19 protein-coding genes are annotated in these 23,929 nt (G+C 55.6%); 10 read left to right on the top strand and 9 right to left on the bottom strand.

Features of this window, described 5'->3' with window-relative positions:
• Positions 1 to 560 precede the first annotated feature (560 nt).
• Positions 561 to 998, top strand: a complete 438-nt coding sequence (locus HCH49_RS19115) for a hypothetical protein (RefSeq protein ID WP_087823727.1) — start codon at positions 561 to 563, stop codon at positions 996 to 998.
• 92 nt (positions 999 to 1,090) lie between these two features.
• On the opposite strand, the gene glyS is transcribed toward HCH49_RS19115, so the two are convergent.
• From glyS to HCH49_RS19100, 3 genes are all read right to left on the bottom strand, one after another.
• Entirely contained in the window at positions 1,091 to 3,160 is a 2,070-nt protein-coding gene (gene glyS / locus HCH49_RS19110) for a glycine--tRNA ligase subunit beta (protein WP_039261172.1), read from the bottom strand.
• Positions 3,161 to 3,169: 9 nt separating this feature from the next.
• Positions 3,170 to 4,081, bottom strand: coding sequence for a glycine--tRNA ligase subunit alpha (gene glyQ / locus HCH49_RS19105; protein WP_003860141.1), 912 nt, complete (start codon positions 4,079 to 4,081; stop codon positions 3,170 to 3,172).
• A gap of 161 nt (positions 4,082 to 4,242) precedes the next feature.
• Positions 4,243 to 4,548: a YsaB family lipoprotein gene (locus HCH49_RS19100; RefSeq protein ID WP_033147005.1), complete on the bottom strand. Its 306-nt coding sequence runs from the start codon at positions 4,546 to 4,548 to the stop codon at positions 4,243 to 4,245.
• Positions 4,549 to 4,731: 183 nt separating this feature from the next.
• Between HCH49_RS19100 and HCH49_RS19095 the strand changes: the two genes are divergently transcribed.
• Positions 4,732 to 5,727, top strand: a complete 996-nt coding sequence (locus HCH49_RS19095) for an acyltransferase (protein WP_221703236.1) — start codon at positions 4,732 to 4,734, stop codon at positions 5,725 to 5,727.
• Here the strand turns inward: HCH49_RS19095 and HCH49_RS19090 are convergent.
• From HCH49_RS19090 to xylA, 4 genes are all read right to left on the bottom strand, one after another.
• Positions 5,720 to 6,640, bottom strand: coding sequence for a GlxA family transcriptional regulator (locus HCH49_RS19090; RefSeq protein ID WP_221703235.1), 921 nt, complete (start codon positions 6,638 to 6,640; stop codon positions 5,720 to 5,722). The two genes, HCH49_RS19095 and HCH49_RS19090, sit on opposite strands and share 8 nt — an antisense overlap.
• Complete coding sequence (locus HCH49_RS19085) at positions 6,640 to 7,179, bottom strand: isochorismatase family protein (protein ID WP_094935101.1); 540 nt, start codon at positions 7,177 to 7,179, stop codon at positions 6,640 to 6,642. The genes HCH49_RS19090 and HCH49_RS19085 overlap by 1 nt, the downstream gene beginning before the upstream one ends.
• A 103-nt stretch (positions 7,180 to 7,282) precedes the next feature.
• Positions 7,283 to 8,737 carry a xylulokinase gene (gene xylB / locus HCH49_RS19080; protein WP_221703233.1) on the bottom strand — a complete coding sequence of 485 codons (1,455 nt, stop codon included), beginning with the start codon at positions 8,735 to 8,737 and terminating at the stop codon, positions 7,283 to 7,285.
• Positions 8,738 to 8,809: 72 nt separating this feature from the next.
• The gene (xylA, locus tag HCH49_RS19075) at positions 8,810 to 10,132 is read right to left on the bottom strand and encodes a xylose isomerase (protein ID WP_123138914.1); all 1,323 of its coding nucleotides are present in this window, start codon (positions 10,130 to 10,132) and stop codon (positions 8,810 to 8,812) included.
• Between the two features lie 371 nt (positions 10,133 to 10,503).
• Between xylA and xylF the strand changes: the two genes are divergently transcribed.
• From xylF to xylR, 4 genes are all read left to right on the top strand, one after another.
• The gene (gene xylF, locus HCH49_RS19070; protein ID WP_221703232.1) at positions 10,504 to 11,496 is read left to right on the top strand and encodes a D-xylose ABC transporter substrate-binding protein; all 993 of its coding nucleotides are present in this window, start codon (positions 10,504 to 10,506) and stop codon (positions 11,494 to 11,496) included.
• Positions 11,497 to 11,568: 72 nt separating this feature from the next.
• The gene (locus tag HCH49_RS19065; RefSeq protein ID WP_221703231.1) at positions 11,569 to 13,110 is read left to right on the top strand and encodes a xylose ABC transporter ATP-binding protein; all 1,542 of its coding nucleotides are present in this window, start codon (positions 11,569 to 11,571) and stop codon (positions 13,108 to 13,110) included.
• Entirely contained in the window at positions 13,088 to 14,269 is a 1,182-nt protein-coding gene (gene xylH / locus HCH49_RS19060) for a xylose ABC transporter permease XylH (RefSeq protein ID WP_039261156.1), read from the top strand. Before HCH49_RS19065 ends, xylH begins: the two co-directional genes overlap by 23 nt.
• A 33-nt stretch (positions 14,270 to 14,302) precedes the next feature.
• Positions 14,303 to 15,481 (top strand): D-xylose utilization transcriptional activator XylR, encoded by a 1,179-nt coding sequence (gene xylR / locus HCH49_RS19055; protein WP_213788129.1) that lies wholly within the window; start codon positions 14,303 to 14,305, stop codon positions 15,479 to 15,481.
• Positions 15,482 to 15,519: 38 nt separating this feature from the next.
• Here xylR and HCH49_RS19050 read toward each other — a convergent pair whose 3' ends face one another.
• Entirely contained in the window at positions 15,520 to 16,344 is an 825-nt protein-coding gene (locus HCH49_RS19050) for a protein bax (RefSeq protein WP_032661838.1), read from the bottom strand.
• A 314-nt stretch (positions 16,345 to 16,658) separates the two neighbouring features.
• On the opposite strand from HCH49_RS19050, the gene HCH49_RS19045 reads away from it, so the two are divergent.
• The 4 genes from HCH49_RS19045 (at position 16,659) to HCH49_RS19030 (ending at position 23,441) form a co-directional block, all read left to right on the top strand.
• Entirely contained in the window at positions 16,659 to 18,689 is a 2,031-nt protein-coding gene (locus HCH49_RS19045; RefSeq protein WP_221703230.1) for an alpha-amylase, read from the top strand.
• A gap of 239 nt (positions 18,690 to 18,928) precedes the next feature.
• Entirely contained in the window at positions 18,929 to 20,185 is a 1,257-nt protein-coding gene (gene avtA / locus HCH49_RS19040; protein ID WP_221703229.1) for a valine--pyruvate transaminase, read from the top strand.
• A 620-nt stretch (positions 20,186 to 20,805) separates the two neighbouring features.
• Entirely contained in the window at positions 20,806 to 21,603 is a 798-nt protein-coding gene (locus tag HCH49_RS19035; RefSeq protein WP_223862643.1) for a collagen-like triple helix repeat-containing protein, read from the top strand.
• A gap of 119 nt (positions 21,604 to 21,722) precedes the next feature.
• Positions 21,723 to 23,441 (top strand): ShlB/FhaC/HecB family hemolysin secretion/activation protein, encoded by a 1,719-nt coding sequence (locus tag HCH49_RS19030; protein WP_214539010.1) that lies wholly within the window; start codon positions 21,723 to 21,725, stop codon positions 23,439 to 23,441.
• Here HCH49_RS19030 and HCH49_RS19025 read toward each other — a convergent pair.
• Complete coding sequence (locus HCH49_RS19025; protein ID WP_033147016.1) at positions 23,425 to 23,880, bottom strand: 4Fe-4S dicluster domain-containing protein; 456 nt, start codon at positions 23,878 to 23,880, stop codon at positions 23,425 to 23,427. The genes HCH49_RS19030 and HCH49_RS19025 overlap by 17 nt on opposite strands.
• Between the last annotated feature and the right edge of the window lie 49 nt (positions 23,881 to 23,929).

The following is a 23,929-nucleotide window of genomic DNA, read 5'->3' as shown; positions in this document are numbered from 1 at the left end:
TAAATTTTGATCGACTTATACTCCCTCCCCCTTTGGGCTGAGGGATCCCCACCAAATATTGCCTGCACAGACGGCCCCCTCTCCCTTGAGGGAGAGGGCTGGGGTGAGGGGGAACATACGGCTGTGGGGGTTGTTCCTTGCTACTCTGTAACGACATGGCCTGTGAACGTGCCAGGGCGGCTCAATCGCCACCGCCATGGCGTCGCTGTAAAACCTCTACCCGCAGTATGCTTCTCATTACGGTAATTTTGCGAGCCTCTTTCCAGAAATGGTAATATCCTCAGCGACATAGCTCAAAACTGTTGCCGCCTGTTTTGATGAGCAGTAAGTTCTCTTCGCACCTGCAAAATCAGGTGCCGGGATTGGAACCCTGAATCACTTCACTGGCGACACAGGCTCTGTGTCGTACGGCCTGTTGCATCTCAATGGCGGGCCGGACAGGGGCGCTGCAAAGCGCGCTGGTGTCAGTGAGGCCAGTCGTTCCAACCTTGTTCGGTTCCGCCACCAGCGAGCCTGGAACCTCCCGTGGCGGAAGATATACCACTCACTGAGGTTATTTTATGTCATTGATTAACTCTTTAATCACCCTGCCCTTCAACCACGCCACCGACTTCACCGAACTGGCGGATAACTGCGAACGTTTTACCGACGCACTGGTCGATTGCGAAGAACCCGCCCCAAAAATGGCCCTTTACGGCAGACTTTATGCCTGTCTGAATCTTCTGCAACCCACGCTTCTGGATCCTGTTCCGGACGCTTTAAAAGCCAGCCTGACCGTGAAGGAACTCCCGTCATGCGTTCCGGCTTTCGAACCCGAATGCGATCAGCTGGGGCGCTACTGTCAGGAGATAACGCAGATGCTGATGAACGGCTCACTGCCGCGACAATCTGAAATCGTGATGGAAGATTTGCTGTGCGAACTGGTCAGCTACTTTGCCGATAAGCTGAAGGCACCGCGCTGGCTGCAGACGGACGAAGGCACAATCGCGATCGGCTAAACCTGCCGGATGACGCTCCGCTTATCCTGCTCAGAAAAGCCCCATAAAAAAACCCGCCGAAGCGGGTTTTTAGCATGTGTAACAACGGCACATCACTGCAGCAGCGAAATATCCGCTACGCGCAGGAACAGCTCGCGAAGTTTCTCGAGCATGGAGAGACGGTTAATACGCAGTTCTTTATCTTCTACGTTCACCATCACTTTCTCGAAGAAGGCGTCGATCACGTCACGCAGCTCGGCCAGCTCCACCAGCGCTTCCTGGTAGCGACCTTCCGCGAAGTACGGCTCGAGCTTGTCGCGCAGCACCACAACCTGCATCGCCAGAGCGATCTCTTCCGGCTCTTTCAGGGTTGCGGCGTTCACGCGCTCGTTCAGCGTCTCGTCGGATTTCGCCAGAATGTTGGATACGCGCTTGTTGGCCGCGGCCAGGGCAGATGCCGCTTCCAGGGTACGGAAGTGGGAAACCGCCTTCATACGCGCATCGAAATCAGCCGGACGGGTCGGACGACGCGCCAGCACCGCCTGAATAGTGTCAACGGTGTAGCCTTCGTCCTGATACCACGCGCGGAAACGACCGAGCATAAAGTCGATCACATCATCCACAACGTTCGCGTTAGTCAGCTTGTCGCCGTACAGACGCACCGCTTCTTCGGTCAGGGTCTGCAGATCGAGGTTCAGGTTCTTCTCAACGATGATACGCAGCACGCCCAGCGCGGCACGACGCAGCGCAAACGGATCTTTGTCGCCTTTCGGATGCTGACCGATACCAAAGATACCCGCCAGGGTGTCCATCTTATCGGCAATTGCGACGGCACATGCAACCGGGTTGGACGGCAGTTCGTCACCCGCAAAGCGCGGCTGATACTGCTCGTTCAGGGCGACGGCCACGTCTTCCGCTTCGCCATCGTGACGCGCGTAGTGCATGCCCATCACGCCCTGGGTGTCGGTAAATTCGAACACCATGTTAGTCATCAGGTCGCACTTGGACAGCAGGCCTGCACGCGTCGCGTGGTTGACGTCTGCACCGATTTCACGGGCAATCCAGCCGGACAGCTCCGCAATGCGGTCGGTCTTGTCGCGCAGCGTACCCAGCTGCTGCTGGAACAGCACGGTCTGCAGGCGCGGGAGATGATCTTCCAGACGCTTTTTACGGTCGGTATTGAAGAAGAACTCCGCATCTGCCAGACGTGGACGCACCACTTTCTCGTTACCGGAGATAATCTGGATCGGATCTTTCGATTCGATGTTCGCCACGAAGATGAAGTTTGGCAGCAGCTTGCCGTCGTTGGCATAGACCGGGAAGTACTTCTGGTCACCCTTCATGGTGTATACCAGCGCTTCAGCCGGAACGGCCAGGAATTTCTCTTCGAACTTCGCCGTCAGCACAACTGGCCATTCAACCAGAGAGGTGACTTCTTCCAGCAGGCTGTCGCTCAGGTCTGCGTTACCGCCAATCTTGCGCGCCGCGTCTTCCGCGTCCGCTTTGATTTTGGCTTTACGCTGCTCGTAGTCGGCAATGACCTTACCGCGCTCCAGCAGGATCTGCGGATACTGGTCGGCATTGTCGATGGTGAACTCTGGCTCGCCCATAAAGCGATGGCCGCGGATCACGCGATCGGACGCCACGCCCAGAATGGTCGCCGGGATAACGGTATCGCCCAGCAGCAGGGTCACGGTGTGCACCGGACGCACGAAGTGCACGTCAGACGCGCCCCAGCGCATCAGCTTAGGAATCGGCAGCTTCGCCAGAGACGTGGCAATCATGTCCGGCAGCAGCGCTTCAGCACTTTCGCCTTTCACGTGCGCACGATACAGCAGCCACTCGCCTTTATCCGTGGTCAGACGCTCGGCCTGATCAACGGTGATGCCGCAACCGCGCGCCCAGCCTTCAGCCGCTTTGCTCGGCTTGCCTTCCGCGTCAAACGCCTGGGCAATCGCCGGGCCACGTTTTTCGACTTCGCGATCCGGCTGAGACGCCGCCAGATTTGCCACTTTCAGCGCCAGACGGCGCGGTGCAGCAAACCACTCAATTTTACCGTGTGCCAGGCCAGCGTTATCCAGCTCGGCGGTCACGTTCGCAGCGAAAGATTCAGCCAGGCTGCGCAGGGCTTTTGGTGGCAGCTCTTCGGTGCCGATTTCCACCAGGAAAGTTTTCTCAGACATGGCCGCCTCTTATTTGTTTCGGTTGCACATCGGGAAGCCAAGGGCTTCACGGGACGCATAGTAAGCTTCTGCAACGGCTTTGGTCAGGGTACGAATACGCAGAATGTAGCGCTGACGTTCAGTCACGGAGATGGCTTTGCGGGCGTCCAGCAGGTTGAAGCTGTGGGCGGCCTTCAGAATACGCTCGTAGGCAGGCAGCGGCAGCGGTGTTTCCAGCGCCAGCAGCTGCTGCGCTTCTTTCTCATACTGCTCGAAGCAGGTGAACAGGAAGTCCACGTCCGCGTATTCGAAGTTATAGGTGGATTGCTCCACTTCGTTCTGATGGAACACGTCGCCGTAGGTGGTTTTACCCAGCGGCCCGTCGCTCCAGACCAGGTCGTAAACGCTGTCTACGCCCTGAATGTACATCGCCAGACGTTCCAGACCGTAGGTGATTTCACCGGTGATCGGCTTACATTCCAGACCGCCAACCTGCTGGAAGTAAGTGAACTGGGTCACTTCCATGCCGTTCAGCCACACTTCCCAACCCAGACCCCAGGCACCCAGCGTTGGGTTTTCCCAGTTATCTTCCACGAAACGAATGTCGTGAATGGTTGGATCCATACCCAGCTCTTTCAGCGACCCGAGGTACAGTTCCTGAATGTTGTCTGGTGATGGCTTAATCACCACCTGGAACTGATAGTAATGCTGCAGACGGTTCGGGTTCTCACCGTAACGACCATCGGTCGGACGACGGGAAGGCTGCACATACGCGGTCGCCATTGGCTCTGGCCCCAACGCGCGCAGGCTGGTCATCGGGTGTGAAGTGCCGGCGCCGACTTCCATGTCCAAAGGTTGAACAATGGTACAGCCCTGACGAGCCCAGTAATCCTGTAAGGTCAGGATCAGGCCCTGGAAGGTCTTGGTATCAAACTTTTGCATAGTATTTCGTGCTGGATACGTGTGGTTTTAAATGGAAGGGACCAGTATACCCGCTGGCTGCAAGATATACAGTACGAAACGGGGTTGTTTAGGGAAAATTGGGGAAATAAGCCTTCCGGCCAGAACGCTGACGGCGTCTGGCTGTTGATTATACGAGCAGGCTAGCGCATGGAGAGGTGTAAAAACTGACCGTCCGCATCAAACGAGCAGACAAAGCCCTCTTTGCGCGACGTATGTCCCCGCAGCTCATAGCTTCCCTGAAAACGCTCAAACCCGGTGACATCAATTTTCTGTACGTCCGAGTTATAGCGGCGAGCGGCCCGATCTTTACAGAGCGCTTCCATATTCAGTGAACGTTCCGGGCTCATTTTACCCTGCTGCGCTTTCTGCACAGGTGCTTCTTGCGGCGCGCTGCATCCCGCCAGGCTCAACAGCAGAAAGAGTGACGCCACACGCTTCATCATCATTTTTATTACCGCCCTGGTCAGTGGCTGTTATTTTTAGTATCAAAGCTTTTATAGATTACGGTCCGGCATTCTGCGAATCTCGCGGCCTCCCTACAAGCCTGCTGAATAAAACTCAGACTTTTCCAAGCGAAGACTTTTGGACAATGGCAGTCACACTCAATTTACAGGGAATACGAGGAACTGATGCAGTCAAAAATTAACTGGATTGATAACCTGCGAGGAATAGCGTGTCTGATGGTGCTCATGATCCACACGACGACCTGGTACGTCACGAATGCCCACAGCATCAGCCCCGTTAACTGGGATATCGCCAATATTCTCAACTCTGCGTCACGCGTCAGCGTGCCGCTGTTCTTTATGATTTCCGGCTTTCTCTTTTTTGGCGAGCGTAGCGCGCAGCCGCGGCACTTCATCCGCATCGCGGCCTGCCTGGGGTTCTACAGCGCCGTTGCCCTGCTCTATATCACGCTGTTCACCTCCATTAACGCCGGGCTATCGCTGAAATACGTGCTGCAAAAACCGGTGTTCTATCACCTGTGGTTCTTCTTCGCCATTATCGTTATCTATCTGGTCTCCCCGCTCATCCAGGTAAAAAACGTCAGCGGTAAAATGCTGCTGGCCCTGATGGTGGTTATCGGCATTGTCGCCAACCCGAATACGCTCTCACAGAAAATCGACGGATTTGAGTGGCTGCCGGTCAATCTCTATATCAACGGCGATACTTTTTACTACGTGCTTTACGGCATGCTGGGGCGCGCCATCGGGATGATGGACACGCAAAAACGCGGGCTGAACTGGCTCTGCGGGGCGCTGTTTATCGCTGGCGTGGCAGTGATTTCACGCGGGACGCTGCACGAATTGCAGTGGCGCGGCAATTTTGCCGATACCTGGTATCTCTATTGCGGGCCGATGGTCTTTATCTGTGCCGTTTCGCTGCTCACGCTTGCCAAAAATACCCTGAACACGCGCGCCCTTCCCGTGCTGAGTATTATCTCGCGGCACTCTCTCGGGATTTACGGTTTTCACGCGCTGGTGATCCACGCGCTGCGCACGAGAGGCGTTGAGCTAAAAAGCTGGCCGGTGCTGGATATCGTCTGGATTTTTGCCGCCACGCTGGCGATCAGCCTGCTGCTGTCGATGCTGCTGCAAAAAATAGACGTTCGCCGCTTCGTCAGCTAATGCTTCGCTGCCGGGCGCGATGGTACTGGCGAGGGGAGGAAAACCCCGCCGCCAGTGAAGCCTGCTCCACGCCGCGCCCCTGCAATAGCCACTGCTCCGCCACCGCCAGACGCAGCTGTTCCAGATAATCGCGAACGCTAATCCCTAAATGTGACTGGAAAAGCCGGGTGAGATGACGCGGGCTGACGTGCGCCAGTGCGGCAATGTCAGGCAAGCTCCACGTTTTTTGCGGCTCGGCAGTGAGCGCATCTTGCGCCCGATGAATCGCCGGGTGAAGATGATTGCGATAGCGTAGCCACGGAGAGAGCTGGGGATCGTCACCGGAACGGCGGAACCAGACCACCATCTCACGCGCCACGGTCAGCGCCTTTTCGGGGCCGCACAGGCGGTTAATCATGTGCAGCGCCAGGTCGATGCCTGACGTGATCCCCGCGCTGGTCCAGATATTCTCATCCTGCACAAATATGCGGTTTTCTTTAATCGTCGCCGTGGGGGCCGCGGTGCGTAAACGGCTAATAACGTCATGATGGGTCGTGCACTGTCGGTTGTTCAGCAGGTCCGATTTCGCCGCCAGTAAGGCCCCTGAACAGACGCACAACACGGTGATTTCCTGGCGCTGGATCTGCGGCTGCAGGCGCATCAGCCAGTGCTGGATCTGCTGCGCCTGTGGCGTTGAGAACTGACTGCGGGAGTCGCTCACACCCGGCAGCACCAGCAGACTACCTTCCGGCAGACGCTCCGGCAGCGGCTGAATGCCGCTCATCGTCAGGCCAATCGACGTCTGAACGTCAGGCTGCGGGCCAATGTAATGCAGGCGAAACGCGTCTCCTGCCAGCACAAAGGTTTCTGCCGGGCCGGTCATGTCTAATGACAGCACCCCGGGCAACATCACGAACCAGACGTCGATGCGCATTACAGTGACTCCAGCGTCTCCGCTACCGTTTTAATCTCGGCAAAACGCCCGGAAAGTACCGTCTCGGTACGATGGCGAATTTCCGCTGCGCTAAGGGTTATCCCCTTGTACGTCATGGGAAACGTCAGCGTTGCCTCACTAACAAAGGTCACAGCATAACCCAGATCGGATGCCACCCGGGCGGTGGTTTCACAACATTGTTCAGTGCGAATGCCGCAGATAATCAGCTGGTTGATATCACGCTCGCGCAGCCAGCGGTCAAGCCCGGTATCCGTGAAGGCATTATGGACGTGTTTCTGGAAAACCACATCCGGCTGATGACGTAAAAAGGCCATCGGTTTGACATAGCCGCTTTCGAGGGTGAAAGGACCGTCTTCATCCACGTGAAAAATATCAACGACCGGAATATTGTGCGCCTGACAGCCTTCAATCAGCCCCAGCATCGCCTGCTGAAAGGCAGGAATTTCGTCCTCCTGCCAGTAATTGCGGTGATGGAATGACTGCTGAGTATCGATGTTGATTAATGCAATGCGTGACATGATGGTTCTCCTCGCCAGTGGGTGTGACACCATACTGGCAAGGAAATGAAGGCACGCACAGACCAAAAAAGGACATCCTCGTGCCTCTCCCGGACAAGCGTATTTACGACATCAGCGGCAGCAGCTGTTGGTAGATTTTGCGGAACACGTCGCGCCTCTCCGCGTACCGCGCATGGCGCGCCGCGTCAGGCAAATGCGCCTGTTCAAGCGTAAGCTGCGGCAACAGTTGCGAAAGCGGTTGTTCCGGATGAATGGCTATCTGCGCCAGACGCGCGGCACCGAGCGCGGGCCCGACGTCCCCCCCGGTGCGGAAATCCAGCTGCAACCCGCTGATATCAGACAGCATCTGTCGCCAGTAAGGGCTTCGCGCACCGCCGCCAATCAGGGTGACGCTCGTCGGTTTCAGGCCGCAGTCGTGCACCACGTCCATCCCGTCGGCCAGCGCATAGCCCACGCCTTCCAGAACCGCACGCGCCAGTTCTGCCGGGCCATGTTGATGGGTTAAGCCAAAGAACACCCCTTTCGCTTCCGGGTTGTTGTGCGGCGTACGCTCGCCGGAAAGATACGGTAAAAACCAGACGGTACCCGCAGCGTCATCCGCCTGCTGGGCTGTGGAAATGAGCGCCGGAACGTCGGCCATGCCGGTGAGTTTTGCCGCCCAGTCCAGGCAGGATGCCGCGCTGAGCATCACCGACATCAAATGCCATTTCCCGGGAAGGGCATGACAGAAACTGTGCACAGCGCTTTCAGGATTACTGCGATACCCGTCGCTGACGGCAAAATAGACGCCGGACGTTCCCAGCGACAGCATTGCCTGGCCCGCCTCAACCATGCCGACACCGACAGCGCCCGCCGCGTTATCGCCGCCCCCGGCCACCACCGGTACGGCAGGCATATTCCAGCGCTCAGCAACGGCTGGCAGCAGCGCGCCTGTCACCTCACAGCCTTCGTACAGCGCGGGCATATGTTCCCGGGTCAGATGGCAGGCATCCAGCATCGCCTCGCTCCAGTCGCGCTTCGCCACGTCGAGCCACATGGTGCCCGCGGCATCCGACATGTCGCTGGCGAAATCGCCCGTTATGCGAAAACGCAGATAGTCTTTCGGCAGCAGGACTTTCGCCACCTGACGGAAAATCTCCGGTTCGTGGCGCTGCACCCACAGCAATTTGGGCGCAGTAAAGCCGGGCATCATCAGGTTGCCGGTAATCTCCCGGGAATTGGGCACGCGTTCCTCAAGAAGCGCGCACTCTTCCGCACAGCGGCCATCGTTCCAGAGGATCGCTGGACGCAGCACGCGATGCTGGCTGTCGAGCAGCGTAGCGCCGTGCATTTGTCCGGCAATTCCCAGCGCTTTCACGTCACGAAGGCTGTGCTGCTCACCTAAGGCTTTGATTGCGCGGTCCGTCGCCTGCCACCACTGTTCCGGATCCTGTTCCGACCACAGCGGATGCGGACGTGAAACCTGCAGCGTTTCCGTCTGCGTTGCTAACACGTCGCCCTGCTCGCTCAACAGGATGGCTTTCACACCCGATGTGCCAAGATCGATCCCGATATACATTACGGTGACTCCTTTAACAGAAATGCCCGGTGGCGCTAACGCTTACCGGGCCTACGTGCATCTTCAGCTCAATCACTTATCAAACAGATAGTGGTTTACGAGATTTTCCAGCAGTTCCTGATGCCCGCTCTGGTGCTGCGGCGCCAGCTGATGTTGTTCAGCGTACTTCGCGATTTCCGCAAGTGATAACTGCCCTTTCAAAATTTGCTGGCCCAGCTCACTGTTCCAGCCGCTGTAACGCTTCGCTACGCGTTTATCCAGCTCGCCGTCTTCAATCATTCGAGCCGCCACTTTCAGCGCCAGCGCCATGGTGTCCATCGCGCCAATGTGGCCGTAGAACAGATCGTATTTGTCAGTGCTCTGACGACGCACCTTGGCGTCAAAGTTCAGGCCGCCGGTGGTGAAACCGCCCGCTTTGATGATTTCATACATCACCAGCGCATTCTCTTCCACGCTGTTCGGGAACTGGTCGGTGTCCCAGCCCAGCTGTGCATCGCCGCGGTTCGCATCGACAGAGCCGAAGATACCCAGCGCAATCGCAGACGCGATCTCGTGATGGAAAGAGTGGCCCGCCAGCGTGGCGTGGTTGGCCTCAATGTTCACTTTAATCTCTTTTTCCAGACCGAACTGCTTCAGGAAGCCATACACCGTCGCCACGTCGTAGTCGTACTGGTGCTTGGTTGGTTCCTGCGGCTTCGGCTCGATCAGCAGCGTGCCGCGGAAGCCGATTTTGTGCTTATGGTCGACAACCATCTGCATAAAGCGGCCAATTTGTTCGCGCTCCTGGCGCAGGTCGGTGTTGAGCAGGGTTTCATAGCCTTCACGGCCCCCCCACAGAACATAGTTCTCGCCACCCAGTTGATGCGTAGCGTTCATTGCCGTCACCACCTGCGTGGCTGCCCAGCTAAACACTTCCGGATCCGGATTGGTTGCCGCGCCCGCGCCGTAGCGTGGGTTGGTGAAGCAGTTTGCCGTGCCCCAGAGCAGCTTCACGCCACTTTGCTGCTGTTTCGCCGCCAGTACATCCACCATCTGCGCAAAATTATTCAGATACTCTTTCAGCGACGCGCCTTCTGGCGACACGTCCACGTCATGGAAGCAGTAGTACGGCACGTTTAGCTTGTGGAAGAACTCAAACGCCACATCGGCTTTGCGCTTTGCCAGCTCAATGGCCTCACCCGGCTGCTGCCACGGGCGGTCAAAGGAACCCACGCCGAACATATCGGCGCCATTCCAGCAGAAGGTATGCCAGTAACAGGCGGCAAAGCGCAGATGATCTTCCATGCGCTTACCCAGCACCAGCTCATCCGGGTTGTAGTGACGAAATGCTAAAGGATTGGTCGTTTTTGGGCCTTCGTAACGAACACGATCGAGTTGGTCGAAATAAGCTTGCATATTGAGCTCCATAATCAGGGTATGCGGCGAGTCGTTGATACAGGAGTAATAGTGAATAGACATTTTGGGTTGCTCAATTACGTTATTTCACACTGCTATTGAGAGAATGCACAACTGTGCGCTGGCTCGCAAAATAATGCGCAGACAAACTATTTTTCGGCGCGTATTCCAGAATCAAATGTAATTAAGACGTTACGTATTTTAAAATCCGATCGCGGTCATAAATTCAGAAATAAACCAAATATCATAATGAGAAGATAAAAATCTGTAATTGCCAGCCCGCCTTTCCGCGTTAAAAATTTGCTGCGTCTCAGCAGTGAATGTTTCTTTTATCTCAGCAACACATACCCCTACAAAAAGGCCTAATAATTATGAAGATAAAGAACCTGACTCTAACGCTCTGCACTACGCTTCTCCTTGCAAGCTTTGCAGGACATGCCAAAGAGGTCAAAATTGGCATGGCGATTGACGACCTGCGCCTGGAACGCTGGCAAAAAGATCGCGATATTTTTGTGAAGAAAGCAGAATCTCTCGGCGCAAGCGTGTTTGTTCAGTCGGCTAACGGCAACGAAGAAACACAAATGTCGCAGATTGAGAATATGATCAACCGTGGCGTCGATGTTCTGGTCATTATCCCCTATAACGGCCAGGTATTAAGTAACGTGGTGAAAGAAGCCAAACAGGAAGGCATAAAAGTCCTGGCCTATGACCGCATGATTAATAATGCGGATATTGATTATTATATTTCTTTCGACAATGAAAAAGTCGGGGAATTACAGGCGCAAAGCCTGATCGACAAAGTGCCTCAGGGCAATTATTTCCTGATGGGTGGCTCTCCGGTAGATAACAACGCCAAACTGTTCCGCGAAGGGCAAATGAAAGTCCTTAAACCGTACATCGACAACGGGAAAATTAAAGTGGTTGGCGATCAGTGGGCCGACGGCTGGCTGCCAGAAAACGCGCTGAAAATTATGGAAAACGCGCTGACGGCCAACAACAACAAAATTGATGCGGTTGTGGCCTCCAACGATGCCACTGCAGGTGGTGCTATCCAGGCCCTGAGCGCACAGGGGCTGGCCGGAAAAGTCGCCATTTCAGGACAGGATGCCGATCTCGCTGGCGTAAAACGCATTATCGCAGGCACCCAAACCATGACGGTCTACAAACCGATTACCCAGCTGGCCAATACGGCGGCGGAAATCGCCGTGGAGCTGGGCAATGGCAAACAACCTAAAGCAGACGCAACGCTGAATAACGGCCTGAAAGACGTTCCGGCTCGCCTGCTCATGCCGATTGAAGTCAATAAAGAGAACATTGACGCCACCGTGGTTAAAGACGGTTTCCACAAGAAGAGCGAACTGTAATCCGGCGCGGCCCCTGCTCTGCGGGGGCGCATCACGTTGTACTGTTCTTCCCTCGGGTTATGTGGAGCGGTTATGCCCTATTTACTTGAAATGAAAAGCATCACCAAGCGCTTCGGCACGGTGAAAGCCGTCGATAACGTTAGCCTCCGGTTGAACCCCGGCGAAGTGGTTTCACTGTGCGGCGAGAACGGCTCGGGCAAGTCGACGCTGATGAAAGTGCTGTGCGGGATCTACCCACACGGCAGCTACGAAGGCGAAATCGTCTTTGCCGGTGAAGTGATTCAGGCGACACACATCCGCGATACCGAACGCAAAGGCATCGCCATCATCCACCAGGAGCTGGCGCTGGTGAAGCATCTCACCGTGCTGGAGAACATCTTCCTCGGGGCCGAAATTTCCCACCGCGGCGTGCTGGATTACGACACCATGACGCTCCGCTGCGAAAAGCTGCTGGCGCAGGTGAGCCTCAACATTTCACCGGATACCCGCGTGGGGGATCTGGGCCTGGGTCAACAGCAGCTGGTCGAAATAGCGAAGGCGCTAAATAAACAGGTCAGGCTGCTGATCCTTGATGAGCCAACGGCCTCGCTTACCGAACAGGAAACCGCGGTTCTGCTCAACATCATCCGCGATCTGCAAAACCACGGCATCGCCTGTGTCTACATTTCGCACAAGCTGAACGAGGTCAAAGCCATTTCGGACACCATCTGCGTGATCCGCGACGGGCAGCACATCGGCACACGTGAAGCCGCCGGGATGAGCGAAGATGACATCATCACCATGATGGTGGGCCGCGAGCTGACGGCGCTCTACCCGAATGAGCCTCACGCTAAGGGCGATGAAGTGCTGCGCGTGGAAAACTTGACCGCGTGGCACCCCGTTAACCGCCACATCAAGCGCGTCAATAACGTCTCGTTTTCTCTTCACAGCGGTGAAATTCTTGGGATTGCCGGCCTCGTCGGTGCCGGGCGCACCGAAGCCGTACAGTGCCTGTTTGGCGTGTGGCCGGGGCGCTGGGAGGGCACGGTTTATATCGACGGCCAGCCGGTGAAAATCGACAACTGCCAGCAGGCGATTGCCCACGGTATTGCCATGGTGCCGGAAGATCGTAAGAAAGACGGCATCGTACCGGTGATGGCGGTGGGTAAAAACATTACGCTTGCGGCACTCGATCGGTTCTCCGGCGCGCTGAGCAGCCTGGACGACGCCGCCGAGCAGCAGTGCATCCTCCAGTCGCTTGCCCGGCTGAAGGTCAAAACCTCCTCGCCGGAGCTGGCGATTGGCCGTCTGAGCGGGGGAAACCAGCAGAAGGCGATTCTGGCGCGCTGCCTGCTTCTCAATCCACGCATATTAATCCTTGATGAGCCAACGCGCGGGATTGATATCGGTGCCAAATATGAAATCTACAAACTGATTAATCAGCTTGTACAGCAAGGGATTGCCGTCATTGTCATTTCGTCTGAATTACCCGAAGTGCTCGGCCTGAGCGACCGCGTGCTGGTCATGCACGAGGGAAAACTGAAAGCCAACCTGATTAACCAGAACCTGACGCAGGAGCAGGTGATGGAAGCCGCTTTAAGGAGCGAACGTCATGTCGAAAAGCAATCCGTCTGATATCAAAGTCGCTGTTCCGACGCCCGGTGCATTCGCGGGGCTAAAAGCGCTTAACCTGCAGGTTTTCGTGATGATCGCGGCCATTATCGTCATCATGCTGTTCTTTACCTGGATGACCGATGGCTCGTACTTAAGCGCGCGTAACGTCTCCAACCTGCTCCGCCAGACCGCCATCACCGGCATTCTGGCCGTGGGCATGGTGTTCGTGATTATCTCCGCGGAGATCGACCTGTCGGTCGGGTCGATGATGGGCCTACTCGGCGGCGTGGCGGCGATTTTTGACGTCTGGCTCGGCTGGCCGTTGCCGCTGACCGTGGCGGTCACGCTGGTGCTGGGTCTGGTACTGGGAGCCTGGAACGGCTGGTGGGTTGCCTACCGTAAGGTGCCATCGTTCATTGTCACCCTGGCGGGGATGCTGGCCTTTCGCGGGATCTTAATCGGCATCACCAACGGCACCACCGTCTCCCCGACCAGTGCAGCCATGTCGCAGATTGGCCAGAGTTACCTCTCGGATAGCGTGGGCTTTACCCTCGGTGTGGTGGGATTGCTGGGGTTTGTCGCGTGGCAGTGGCGTGGACGCATGCGTCGTCAGGCGCTGGGGCTGGCTTCTCCAGCGTCAACGTCGGTAGTGGGGCGTCAGGCGCTCACGGCGGTCATTGTGCTGGGCGCCATCTGGCTTTTAAACGACTATCGCGGTGTCCCGACCCCCGTCCTGCTGCTGGCGCTTTTACTGCTGGCCGGTATGTTTATGGCGACGCGCACCGCGTTTGGCCGCCGTATTTATGCCATAGGCGGCAACCTTGAAGCTGCCCGCCTCTCAGGTATCAATGTCGAACGTACCAAGCTGGCAGTTTTCGCCATTAACGGCCTGATGGTCGCTATCGCCGGGTTGATCCTCAGCTCGCGTCTGGGCGCCGGCTCGCCCTCCGCCGGTAACATCGCCGAGCTGGATGCTATCGCCGCCTGCGTCATTGGCGGCACCAGCCTCGCAGGGGGTATCGGGAGCGTGGCGGGCGCGGTCATGGGGGCATTTATCATGGCGTCGTTGGATAACGGGATGAGTATGATGGACGTCCCGACGTTTTGGCAGTATATCGTCAAGGGGGCCATTCTTTTACTGGCAGTCTGGATGGATTCGGCCACCAAGCGACGGGCCTGATAACCGTATTGTGACTTAATTGGGAAGTGAGCCATGTTTGAAAAGCGTCACCGCATTACGTTGTTATTCAATGCCAATAAGGCCTACGACCGTCAGGTGGTGGAAGGCGTTGGTGAATATTTGCAGGCGTCGCAATCCGAATGGGATATTTTTATTGAAGAAGATTTTCGCACCCGTCTGGAGAACATTAAAGACTGGCTGGGCGATGGCGTCATCGCCGATTATGACGATCCCGTCATCGAACAGCTGCTGACCGACGTCGACGTCCCGATTGTGGGCGTCGGCGGCTCCTATCATGCGCCCGAACACTATCCGCCGGTCCACTATATTGCCACCGATAACCATGCCCTGGTCGAGGCCGCCTTTCTTCATTTAAAAGAGAAAGGCGTCCATCGCTTCGCGTTTTATGGGTTACCGGCCACCAGCGGCAAGCGCTGGGCCGTCGAACGAGAGCACGCGTTTTGCCAGCTGGTCGCGCAGGAAAAATACCGTGGCGTGGTCTATCAGGGGCTGGAGACCGCGCCGGAAAACTGGCAGCACGCGCAAAACCGCCTGGCGGACTGGCTGCAAACGCTGCCGCCGCAAACCGGTATTATCGCCGTGACGGACGCTCGCGCGCGGCACGTGCTGCAGGTCTGCGAACATTTACACATTCCTGTGCCCGAAAAGCTGTGCGTGATTGGCATTGATAACGAAGAACTGACCCGCTATCTGTCTCGCGTGGCGCTCTCCTCCGTTGCTCAGGGCACGCGTCAGATGGGCTATCAGGCGGCGAAGCTGCTGCATCGTCTGCTCGATAAAGAATCTCTGCCGCTTCAGCGTTTGCTCGTGCCTCCTGTCCGCGTCGTGGAACGTCGCTCAACCGATTATCGCTCCTTAAGCGACCCGGCCGTCATTCAGGCCATGCACTACATTCGCAACCACGCCTGCAAAGGGATAAAGGTCGATCAGGTGCTGGATTCGGTGGGCATTTCGCGTTCGAATCTGGAGAAGCGTTTTAAAGAAGAGGTGGGCGAAACCATTCATGCCGTCATCCATGCTGAAAAGCTGGAGAAAGCACGCAGCCTGCTCATTTCCACGTCGCTGTCGATCAACGAAATCTCGCAGATGTGCGGTTACCCGTCTCTGCAATATTTCTATTCCGTGTTTCGCAAGGAGTATGAGACCACGCCGAAGGAGTATCGGGATCGCTACAGCGAGGTGCTGATATAGAAAAGAAAACGCCTTCCAGTGGAAGGCGTTTTTTTAGATTACATATGGGCGGCGATTAAACGCTGGTTATCCTGGTACATGGCGAACAGATAGTTGTTATAGCTCTGTCCCTTTGTCGAATAACCTTTCAGCTTGTGGATCATCGTACTGGCCGTCACTTCCTGGTCCGCTTTACGCAGCTGAGCGCGTGATTTACGGAACGATGAGTAGGCCGGGTGCGTGTTCAGATTCACCACGTAGGCGCTGACGGAATCTTTCACAGATTCAAACTGCGAATAGCCTTTCACCTTGCCAGGGGCATTATTACAACGACCTTTCACACATTTCATGCCGAAAAGGTTGTTGTTGCTACGCGCAAGCTTAGAAGTCCCCCAGCCGCTTTCGGCAGCAGCCATGGTCGCAACCATGCTGCCCGGGATGATATCCACACGCTCAAGGAGAGCATTCCACGGCACACGACGGGTGTTACCGTTCCAGCTCAGCTTGTAGCGCTTCGTGATATCTTTCAGACGCGCGCGCTCTGACGGCGACCAGCGGCTATCGTACTGTTTGGAAATCAGCCAGTTACGATCCGCAGTAATCGCAGCATTTTGACTCGTGATGTAAGGCATTACCGTCCGGAGAAACGCTTTTTTCCTTGGTGTTCCGGAAGGGTATTTTCGCAAATCAGGAAGTGAACTACTCTTTGCACTATTGCGAGAATACTCTTGTTTACTGCTAACCTTACTACTAGTCGTTTTTATTACGTGGGCTTTCTTACTCGTTGTATCCGTGTGCGTCTTCGCAAGCACCTCACCCGAAAATGCCGTGGTGAGTAACATGAGTATCGCAGCCCCATATCGTCGAATGGGAGTCGATATCATTAGGTCTCCTGGTCGGATGTAATCATCCCAACACCTTATTTTTTTCACAAATTTGAGAGCGGAATCTCAAATCATATCAAAAATAGACTTCAAGAGCACGTATAGAAATAGTCCAATTCCGAAACTATGTCACCTGAAACTTGCTCATAAAAACATCATTCCACAAAAACTGTGTGCGCTATCGCAGATAACTACCTAATTTTGCGCGAGATCACTCATCCTCACGCTTCCTCCCGGCAGAAAGCGGCAGGGGATGAGTTTTTGCCCCTCGCCTGATGGCACACTGGTCAAAAATGCCGCGACAGGAAAAAGGAATGAAACGTACCGCATTAGCCTTTCTGATGTTACCCGCACTGGCGCATGCCGACTGGTCATCGCCGGGGTTTAGCGCATTTAGCGCCGAAGGCACCGGGGTCTTCACCAGCCAGGCAAAGCTTGCGAAGGGTACGCGTCCTCTGACGCTGAGTTTTGACAAGACGTGCTGGCAGCCTGCGGACGCGATAAAACTCAATGAGATGCTGTCGCTCAAGCCCTGTGACGGCACGCCGCCGCAGTGGCGCCTTTTTCGCGACGGTGACTACCAGATGCGGATTGATACCCGCTCCGGCACGCCCACCCTGCTGCTGACGATTCAGAGTGCCGCAGAACAGCCGGTTGCAAACGTCATCCGCCAGTGTCCGAAGTGGGACGGTAAACCGCTGACGCTGGACGTCAGCAGTACCTTCCCGGAAGGCTCCGTCGTGCGCGACTACTACAGTAAACAGACGGCGACGGTGCAGAATGGAAAAATCACCCTGCAGCCAGCCGCCCACAGTAACGGCCTGCTGCTGCTTGAGCGCGCCGAAACCGACAAGCCTGCGCCGTTTAGCTGGCAAAACGCCACCGTCTATTTTGTGCTGACCGACCGTTATGTGAATGGTGACCCGGGCAACGACAACAGCTACGGTCGTCATAAAGACGGTATGCAGGAGATTGGCACCTTCCACGGCGGGGATCTCAAAGGACTTGCCGGCAAGCTCGATTATTTACAGCAGCTGGGGGTGAACGCGCTCTGGATAAGCTCTCCGCTTGAGCAGATCCACGGCTGGGTAGGCGGTGGCACAAAAGGGGATTTCCCGCATTACGCCTATCACGGCTACTACACCCAGGACTGGACGAAGCTCGACGCCAACATGGGAACCGAAGATGATTTACGCCATCTTGTCGACGAAGCGCACAAGCGCGGGATCCGCGTTCTGTTCGATATCGTCATGAACCACGTTGGCTATGCCACGCTGGCAGACATGCAGGAATTTCAGTTTGGTGCCCTGTACCTTCAGGGTGATGAGCTGAAAAAGACGCTGGGAGAACGCTGGACGGACTGGAAGCCGGGCGCGGGCCAAAGCTGGCACAGCTTTAACGACTACATCAACTTCAGCGACAAAGCCGCATGGGAAAAATGGTGGGGCAAGAAATGGATCCGCACGGACATCGGCGATTACGACAACCCCGGCTTCGACGATTTGACCATGTCGCTGGCATTTCTGCCGGATTTGAAAACGGAATCCATGACGCCTTCCGGATTGCCTAACTTTTTCCAACACAAGCCCGACACCCACGCGAAGGCCATCCCGGGATATACCCCGCGCGATTATCTGACCCACTGGCTCAGCCAGTGGGTACGTGACTACGGCATCGACGGTTTCCGGGTGGATACGGCGAAACACGTTGAGCTTGCGGCCTGGCAACAGCTGAAAGACCAGGCAAGCCAGGCGCTGGCCGCCTGGAAAGGGGCGAACCCGGACAAAAAGCTCGACAACGCACCGTTCTGGATGACCGGGGAATCCTGGGGCCACGGGGTGATGCAAAGCGATTATTACCGCCACGGTTTTGATGCGATGATCAACTTTGACTATCAGGAGCAGGCGGCAAAAGCGGTGGATTGTCTGGCCGATATGGATCTCACCTGGCAGCAGATGGCGGAAAAGCTGCAAAGCTTCAACGTGCTGAGCTATCTCTCATCACACGATACGCGTCTGTTCCGCGAAGGGGGCCAGCGCGCGGCGGAGCTGCTTCTGCTGGCACCCGGCAGCGTACAAATCTATTACGGTGATGAATCCGAGCGTCCGTTCGGTCCGACAGGTTCTGACCCGCTGCAGGGCACCCGGTCAGATATGAACTGGCAGGACGTCACGGGCAAGCAGGCCCTAACCGTCGCCCACTGGCAAACGCTGGGCCAGTTCCGCGCCCGCCACCCGGCGATTGGTGAAGGCAAACAAACCACGCTGTCGCTGAAAGAGGGATATGGCTTCGTGCGCGAGCATAATGGCGATAAGGTGATGGTGGTATGGGCAGGTAATCAATAATTCACCCCCTCACCCTAACCCTCTCCCCGCAGGGGAGAGGAAACCGCACGGCGCCGTCTTTTCCCCCTCTCCCTTTTGGGAGAGGGTCGGGGTGAGGGAAACCCACCAGAACTATTCGCTACACAAATACACTTCCGCCCTATAAAACAACAAATCCGACCACATCACCCGATTTGCACCAGCACGGTGCTAGCGTTATGGTTACCCACTTTCAAAATAAGCTCGACAGATCACCTGCTATGACGTTTTCACTTTTCGGCGACAAATTTACCCGCCATTCAGGCATTACTCGCCTGATGGAGGATCTCAACGACGGGCTGCGCACACCGGGCGCAATCATGCTCGGCGGCGGAAACCCGGCTCAAATCCCGGAGATGAATACCTATTTCCAGACGCTGCTCGCTCAGATGCTGGAAAGCGGCAAAGCAACCGATGCGCTTTGCAATTACGACGGCCCGCAGGGTAAAACCGAACTGCTGGCACTCCTCGCCGAAATGCTGCGTGACGAGCTGGGTTGGGATATCGAACCACAGAATATTGCACTGACAAACGGCAGTCAGAGCGCGTTTTTCTACTTGTTTAACCTGTTCGCAGGGCGTCGCGCCGACGGCACCACCAAAAAAGTGCTGTTCCCGCTGGCACCAGAGTATATCGGCTACACCGATTCCGGCCTGGAAGAGGATCTGTTCGTCTCCGCGCGCCCGAACATCGAGCTGCTGCCGGAAGGCCAGTTCAAATATCACGTCGATTTTGAACACCTGCATATTGGTGAAGAGACGGGAATGATCTGCGTATCGCGCCCGACTAACCCAACGGGCAACGTGATCACCGACGACGAACTGATGAAACTGGATGCGCTGGCGAATCAGCACGGTATTCCGCTGGTGATCGATAACGCCTACGGCGTGCCGTTCCCGGGCATTATCTTCAGCGAAGCACGTCCGCTGTGGAACCCGAACATTGTCCTGTGCATGAGCCTCTCTAAGCTGGGTCTGCCGGGCAGCCGCTGCGGCATCATCATCGCCAACGAGAAAATCATCACCGCCATTACCAATATGAACGGCATTATCAGCCTTTCACCGGGCGGCATTGGCCCGGCGATGATGTGTGAAATGATTAAGCGCAACGACCTGCTGCGTCTGTCGAATGACGTGATCAAGCCATTCTATTACCAGCGCGTTCAGGAGACGATTGCGATACTTCGCCGCTATTTGCCGGAAGAACGCTGCCTGATCCACAAACCTGAAGGAGCAATTTTCCTGTGGTTGTGGTTTAAGGATTTGCCTGTCACCACCGAACTGCTCTACCAGCGCCTGAAAAAGCGCGGCGTTCTGATGGTACCGGGCGATTATTTCTTCCCGGGACTGGATAAGCCGTGGCCGCATACGCACCAGTGCATGCGCATGAACTACGTACCCGATCCGGAAAAAATCGAAGCGGGTGTAAAAATTCTCGCCGAAGAAATTGAAAAAGCCTGGCGCGAAGGCAATTGTTAAATATTAAGGCTCTTCGGATGAAGAGCCTTATTTTTACCGTGATCTATATATTTTATAAAGGATATATCCTTCAGCTTTATTCCCCTATTATTTAAAGGGATTATTTAGGATAATTCCTGTTGTTTTAATGGCACTATAGTAATTCAAAAATAATTAAGTAGACGTTAAATAATAAATTAATTAACTCATTGTTATACAAGATTTAAAACAAACAACGCTGGTAAAAAATATCCTCGAAGCGAGTCTGTGTGCATTTTTAAAATACTGCATATACTCACTAATACGCCGCTCGGCGTTCTATTGCGTGGAGTATTTTTATGCTACCTAATAATGCTAGTCGCATCAGCGTAATTGCTGCTGCGGTACTGCTCGCGTTCTCTCTTTCTGCCTGCAGTGGAAGCGGTGGCGGATCTCACTCAACAGCCAAAAATAACCCTGCAACCGGAAGTAATACCGGCTCGGGTGATGGAAGTGGCACAACGGCTAACAATGGTGGTTCAGGCAGTAACGGATCTGGCTCAGGTTCAGGGACAGGCTCGGGCTCAGGCTCAGGAACGGGAACCGGAGGTAACGGCAGCGGAGGAACCGGAACGGGCAGTGGCGGCACAACCACTGCAGGCGTGAATACTGTGCTGGGTGATGCCGGTAAAACGGTAACCAGCGTCGGCTCTACGGTGGACAGCCTGGGAAGCCAGATCCCGACAAATAATCCTGTTACATCAACCGTTTCAACCACCGTCAGCGGTGTTGGCAGCGCCGTTTCTACCGTGGGGACGGGCGTCACCTCCGGCATTGGCGATCCGGGCAACGCGAACGGTGTTGGTACGACGGTTCAGGGCGTGACCACGTCGGTCACCTCCTTGGGCAATACCGTCTCTACGGTAGGCACGGGCCTGGCAAGTTCGACATCGGGAACACCGGTTAGCGGCGTAACAGGCCTGACGGGCAGCGTGGTAAACAGTACCGGGCAGTTAGTCAGTAACACCGGCACAGGTTTAACCAACACGGTCAGTAGCCCTGCGGTAGCTCAGGTAACAACCGATACGACGACTGTGGTGAACAAGACGCTGGGCGGAGTACAAGGCGTGACGCAAAGCGTGGGCACCACAACAGGTCTGGGTACTCCGGTCAACGGCCTGCTGACGCAGGTAGGAAACACCGTGAGCGGCGTAGGTACCAACGTTAGCAGCAGTAATAGCGGGCTTAGCGGCGTAGGTCAGGTCGTTCAAAACGTCGGCCAGACGGTGACGGATACCGGTACGCTAGTGAAACCCGCCACCTCGACGACCGGAGGAGGATCAGGCTCTCTCACAGCTAATGCAAATGTGGCGGCCACGAACAACAGCCTGGGTGCGACGGTCAATACAACCCTCAATACCCTGACGTCGGGCGTTACCGCCAGCACAACAACACGTTAACCACCGGTCTACTGACGCCAAAACAGTAAAACGGTTATTGCCTTTCTGCGCCCCTGCTTCAGGGGCGCTTCGTACAGCGACACTCCCCCTAACCGGGAATGATGAACAGGGATAGCGCGATGAAAAACCATTTCCTTTTTTCGCTGACGGGGCTGGTTGTGTTGAGCATGGCCCGCGCCGATACACTGCCCTCTATTATTAACCCTGATAACCCGGCGCAAGTTTCTCGTAACGTTGCCCCAGAACAGACTGAGACCGTCCCACAGCCGAAAGTCAAAATAGAAAAACCGCAGTCAACGCTGACGCCTGAAACGCCCATTACCATTCATCACATTCAGTTTATTGGCGGCACGCGTTATCCCTTGCAGGAATTACTTAACCCCTTCAGGCCTTACGCCGGAAAAACCGTGCCGCTAAAAACGCTTACGGGGCTGGTAAATGATATTACGGCGCGCTACAAGGCCGACGGTTTTCCGCTCTCCTATGCCTGGCTGCCCGATAATAATTTCCAGCAGGGAAATATTAAAATTGTCCTGGTCGAAGGGTACGTGGCGCACAGCGACATAACCAGTAACAACCCCAATATCGCCGCGCGCCTTAAACGCTTGTCAGAAAAAATCATGGCGGAAAAACCGCTGTCTCAGGATACGTTCGATCGCTATAGCCAGCTGATGACCCGCACCCCGAACGTTCCGGTCACGGCCAACGCGCAGCTGCCAACCAATATCTATGGCGCGGCGGCGATGCAGATAACCGGTAATGAGGAGCGGAGCTGGAATATCGCCTCCACGATCGACACCCGTAAAGGGCAAGATTTAATGATGCTGAACGGAACGCTCAGCAACCTGACAAGCTATGGCGATCAGCTTGGCGTGGCTACGCTTATACCGTTAGATAGCAACACGCGAAAAAACTATGTGGGTCTGAACTGGCAGCAGTTTTTAAACGATGAAGGGCTGACGATGCAGATCAAAGGCAGCTATTACCGTGAAAATCCGCGGGATTTTTCCCCCCTGCTCACTTTGCCCAATAATATTCAGGTCGATTCGAAGCAAAAAACCACGCAATACAACGGCGGCGTGACGATTGGCTATCCATTGCTGCTGACGCAAAAATCACAAATTAATCTGACCAGCGGTTTTGATTATACCGACCGCCGGGATGACTATGCCCTGCAGGCCAGACTGCAGGGCAAAACCTACAGTCTGGACTCCGTCAACCAACACGCACGTTATCCGGCGCTGGAAGTGGGTATCAATGGTGCACATCAATTCACAACCGCCAGCATCAGCGGCAGACTCAACGTACGACAGGGTATTGATGCGATGGGTGCCGATATCGTCTCAGCGCCTAAACCCGATATTAATTTTACGCTCACAAAAAGCTTTTTAGACGCAGCCTGGCTGTTTGCCGATAAATGGCGGCTATCAACATCCTGGGAGGGAGACTGGTCAAATAACACGTTGCCAGAGCCCGAACGCGTTAGCTTCGGTGCCCAGCGCTTTGGCCGTGGATATCAGGACAGTGAAGCAAGCGGTGATTACGGCTACGGCGGGCAGGTAGAACTGCGCTATATCAAGATGCGAAAAGAGAGCACCTGGCTTGCCACCATCCAACCCTATATCCTGGCCGATACCGCGCAAACCTGGTTTAACACGTCCGGTTTGCCTCATCAACGGCTCGGGTCAGTGGCTGCCGGGGTGATGATAGGCGATACGCGCCACTATAGCGTCACGGTGGAGGCGGCACGACCCGTCGGGGATGTTCCGACAGACAGTCGCAACAGGGACTGGCGCTACAGTCTGACGTTTACGTGGAATTTCAATAAAATGCAGTAAGCTTTTCAGCCCGAATCCTGGCAGGGTCAACGCAGCGCAACGCGTGGGTTGGACAGGCCTCCACGCAGGCCGGTCCGCCTTCGCGATGCAGGCATAAATCACATTTCAGCGCCTGCGCCTTATTTCCCTCCAGGCGCACCTGCATCGCCCCAAACGGACATGCCACCACACAGCTTTTGCACCCAATGCAGCGCGTCTGCTCAACGAGCCAGGCTCCCGCCGTACGGCTGATGGCATGGGTTGGACAGACGTTAGCACAAGGCGCGTCCTCGCACTGATGGCAACCCACTGCCGTAGTGTATGAACTTCCCTTAACCACCCGAAGGCGGGGCGAAAAGGCATTAGCGGAGACGCCGTCCTGATGCGACACCGCGCAGGCCACTTCGCAGGTGCGGCACCCAATGCATTTTTCCGCATCCGCCATGATAAATCGGTTCATGTGTTACGCCTCGCGCACGTTAAAAGCCGGTACTGCACACATCTTACAT

The organism is Enterobacter sp. Y17 (assembly GCF_019730495.1).
Classification (GTDB): Bacteria; Pseudomonadota; Gammaproteobacteria; order Enterobacterales; family Enterobacteriaceae; genus Enterobacter; species Enterobacter asburiae_B.
Note: the sequence above shows the minus strand (reverse complement) of the source record. Positions and strands in the feature narration are given on the sequence as shown.